Origin of the sequence: Pseudoduganella sp. RAF53_2 (assembly GCF_052113985.1) — a bacterium.
In the GTDB taxonomy this organism is placed as follows: Bacteria; Pseudomonadota; Gammaproteobacteria; order Burkholderiales; family Burkholderiaceae_D; genus Rugamonas.
Window position 1 is genome coordinate 1 of sequence record NZ_JBFRDW010000607.1, and the last position, 3,758, is coordinate 3,758.

At 52.4% G+C, this 3,758-nt stretch carries 2 protein-coding genes; both read left to right on the plus strand.

Annotated features, from left to right (window positions below; translation table 11 throughout):
• The coding region (locus tag AB4Z11_RS26300) for a TonB-dependent receptor domain-containing protein (RefSeq protein WP_442028792.1) at window positions 1–2,609 on the plus strand (2,609 nt) is incomplete at its 5' end.
• Window positions 2,610–3,069: 460 nt separating this feature from the next.
• Window positions 3,070–3,758, plus strand: a 689-nt coding sequence (locus AB4Z11_RS26305) for a PAS domain-containing protein (RefSeq protein WP_442028793.1), incomplete at its 3' end; no start/stop codon positions are given.

The window sequence follows — 3,758 nt, forward strand, 5'->3', positions numbered from 1 at the left end:
TTGCAACGCTGCCTTCGATGCAGGGCCTCATTACTTCATCCGCGTCGGTAAATGGCGGAGGCGGCGGTGTTCAGACTGCATCTGTGCATGGCATCGGAACAAAATACACGCTCGTGCTTCTGAACGGTCATCGCATTGCGCCATATACCGCTGGCTCTTCGGTCAACCTAGCTAGTATTCCGCTGTCCGCGGTGGAGCGCGTGGAAATTCTGACTGATGGTGCATCTGCGCTGTATGGCTCGGACGCCATCGCCGGTGTCGTGAACTTCATCCTGAAGAAAGATCAAAAAGACCTTAATGTAGAACTGACCTATAACCGGCCTAGCAAAGGTACCAATGGAACCACCAGCAACGTAGCCATTTCTAAAGGTTTTGGTGATTTTGACACTGAGGGATATAACGTCCTGCTGGCTTATAGCCACGACACCCAAAAGGAACTGAACGCAGAGGATCGCCGATTCAGCGCGCCCGGTGGCGTCCATAACTTTGTTGAGGGCGGTAAGACTTACTCTCTTTATCAGCTCTCCAGTAACTCAATTCCTGGAAACGTAACCGCCACGCTAAGCGACGGGAGCAAAACGAGCTTTAATCCTGGCTTGATCAATACCGGAACCTGCGGCGCTGCAAATACCTTCAAGGTGGGCAACCGATGCCTCTTCAATTATGCAACCACGGTAGAGTTGCTGCCAGAGTTGAAACGTGACGGCTTCTTCGCCTCCGCCAGTGTGAAAATCAATAGCAGTCTAAAATTCTTCGCAGAGGGGTTGTATTCGAAATTCACGAGCACGGCGCGCTTCGCTGCGCCTGCACAACCCCTAAGTCTCGACATCAGTACACCGATGTTCCAGTCTAACGTCATGCCGGCTCTCGTAAAGTTGGGTGTCGACCCTTCCAAAGTGGCTAGCGCTACTATGAATCTTCGTTTGGTAGACGCTGGTGGTCGTACCGATGATTGGGAAACCAAGGCCAAGCATGTCGTGTTCGGTCTTGAAGGTAACGCTTTCGGATGGGACTTTAATACCGGCTATACGCATTCGCAAAACGATTCGCTTGACCATGCGGCTGCGGGCTACACTTCTGGCGACAAGCTTGATGCATTGATGCGCGCAGGTACCTACAATCCATTTATTGTGCCGAATGCTGACACCAAAGTAGCGCTGGCCCCTGCCGTGCTTCATCAGCTCCTCGACGAAACCATTTCGAAGATTGACGTGCTCAGCATTCGTGGCTCCCGCGAAGTGTTCGGCGCTCCTGGTGGTGCCGTCATGCTTGCCGTTGGGAGTGACTATACACGTCAGAAATACGTTGACCAGCCAAGCCCAATTGCAATGGGGCCGAATAGCCTGCAACCAAATTGGACGGATACTAACGTAGGCGGCGGCACTGGGGCATTGCCAGTTGATGCCAAGCGCAACAACTGGGGCGCCTTTGCGGAGCTTGTCGTGCCTGTCATGAAAGACTTGGAGCTGACAGGCGATGTTCGTTATGACAGCTACGATGCGGTGAAGAATGCGATGAACTTTGATTCAGCCACTGGTCAGCTTGCGGCCCCTGCGACTCAAGGCAACAAAGCTAGTAAGTCTACCTATAAAGTTGCTGCAGCATGGCGTCCTATCGACAATACCCTGCTGCGCGCGTCTTACGGCACAGGTTTCAAAGCACCTAGCTTGAGTGATATCACGGCACCTCTTGCCAATTTCGGATCTTCGAACTTCCATCCGTGCCCGATTACATCTGGACCATTGCTCCCGCTTTGCAATGGYACGGCGGAATACACCCTGCTCCAAGGGGGGAATGCCGCGAGCGGAGCTCAAGGACTGCGGCCCGAAACATCGAAGCAGGCAACTGTTGGATTCCGAGTTGAGCCAGTCAAGAGTCTGTCTATTGGTCTCGATCTTTGGGACGTAAAGCTGAAAGACCAGATCAAGACGCTGCCGGAAAGTGAAGTATTTGGTAATCCGGCCAGGTACATGAACTTGTTCTCTGCTTACTACGATCCGATCGTGAAGGCAAAGGTGCTTGCAGCATCGCTGTCGCCGATGAACCTGTCTAGCTCGCACTACCGTGGCTTAGACTGGGATAGTACGCTTAGCACCGGTACTCCTGTCGGGAAAGTGACCGTCAACTGGACGGGCACTTATATGCTTAAAGCCGACCTGCAGGCCTTGCCTGGTGACGAGGCGGAGCATAGCGTCGGTCGCTTTAATTCATATAATGACGTCACCTTCCGTGTGATTAGTAAGCTGACTGCATCACTGAAGCAATCCGACGCGTTCACTCATTCTCTTACCGCTGTGTATCACTCCGGTTACCAAGACATGCCTTTGACCGCAGATGATCAAGCTGTACGTCCTGTCAATGCAGATGGCACGTTGGGAGACTATGTCGATATGCAGCGTGAAGTACGTTCTTACACCGTGTGGGATTGGCAGACCAAATACCGCTTCAATAAGAATCTGACCATTACGGGCGGAGTAAAGAACCTGTTCAATACCGAGCCACCGTTCTCGCAAAAGATCGCGGGTGGTGGCAACCAAGCGGGTTACGATGGCCGATATACAGATCCATTGGGACGCCAGTTTTATGTTGTGGGCAACTACAAATTCTAAGACAGATATACACGAACTAACTTCATCATGTGTTCCTTCACCGCCATCTTCGATGGCGGTTTTTTTGCCATTGATTCTCTGCCTGCAAGTGCGTTGGTTCGTCAGTTAGTGTACGTCGGCATGCCGACGTCGGTGTTGCATGAGTGGATTGCGCGGTATTCTGCTTCGTAAAGCGCTGAGTTCAACAGTCATGGTCGTGAATTTGATCGGGATTCAGTCAACTGCAGGCATTCCGTGAGTTCGCGCTTCGGAGTTTCGTTGGCGCCGAATAGACTTTGCTTAAAAAGCTGCTATGACCGTTTGGCCGGGAAAGGCACTATGTTGGTAGTTCAGGTGGGACATTAACTGTGAATATGATTCCCGCAGGTGGTTAATGTAGGGGTGTTTCTGCTAACACAATTGTCGAATTGAATGCCACTCCCGCTAGCTTGGCAGTTGTGCTAAATGGAGGATAAATGATATGAAGAACGAGCTGCTCACCGAAGGGGGCAAGACGTCGCGGTTTGACCGTGGCGCAGCAGAATTTGCGGAAGTGCCAGATATTGAATTGCAGGCCATTCATGTGGCCTTGAGTCGAGTACAGGCACTCATTGAATTCCAGCTGGATGGGACCATCCTGCATGCCAACGAAAACTTCCTGAACGCGGTGGGCTACACGCTGGAAGAAGTGCAGGGCAAACATCACTCCATGTTCTGCGAACCCTCGCTGGCCGCGAGCGAAGCCTATGGCCAATTCTGGGAGCGATTGCGCGGCGGCCACTTCGACCAGGGCGATTACAAGCGTGTCGGCAAAGGCGGCCGCGAGATCTGGATCAACGCTTCCTACAATCCCGTGTTCGATGCCGAAGGCCGTCCTTACAAGGTCATCAAGTTCGCTACCGATATCACCGCAAGTAAGCTGCGCAACGCCGAATATGAAGGCAAGGTTAGCGCTATAGACAAGGCCCAGGCCGTGATCGAGTTCGACATGAATGGCCATGTGCTGACCGCCAACAGCAACTTCCTCGACGCCATGGGCTACTCGATGGAAGACATCAAAGGCGAACATCACCGCATGTTCTGCGAAGCGGAATACGCCAACAGTATCGACTACAAACGCTTTTGGCAAAAACTTAACCGCGGCGAATTCGACAGCGGCCGCTATAAGCG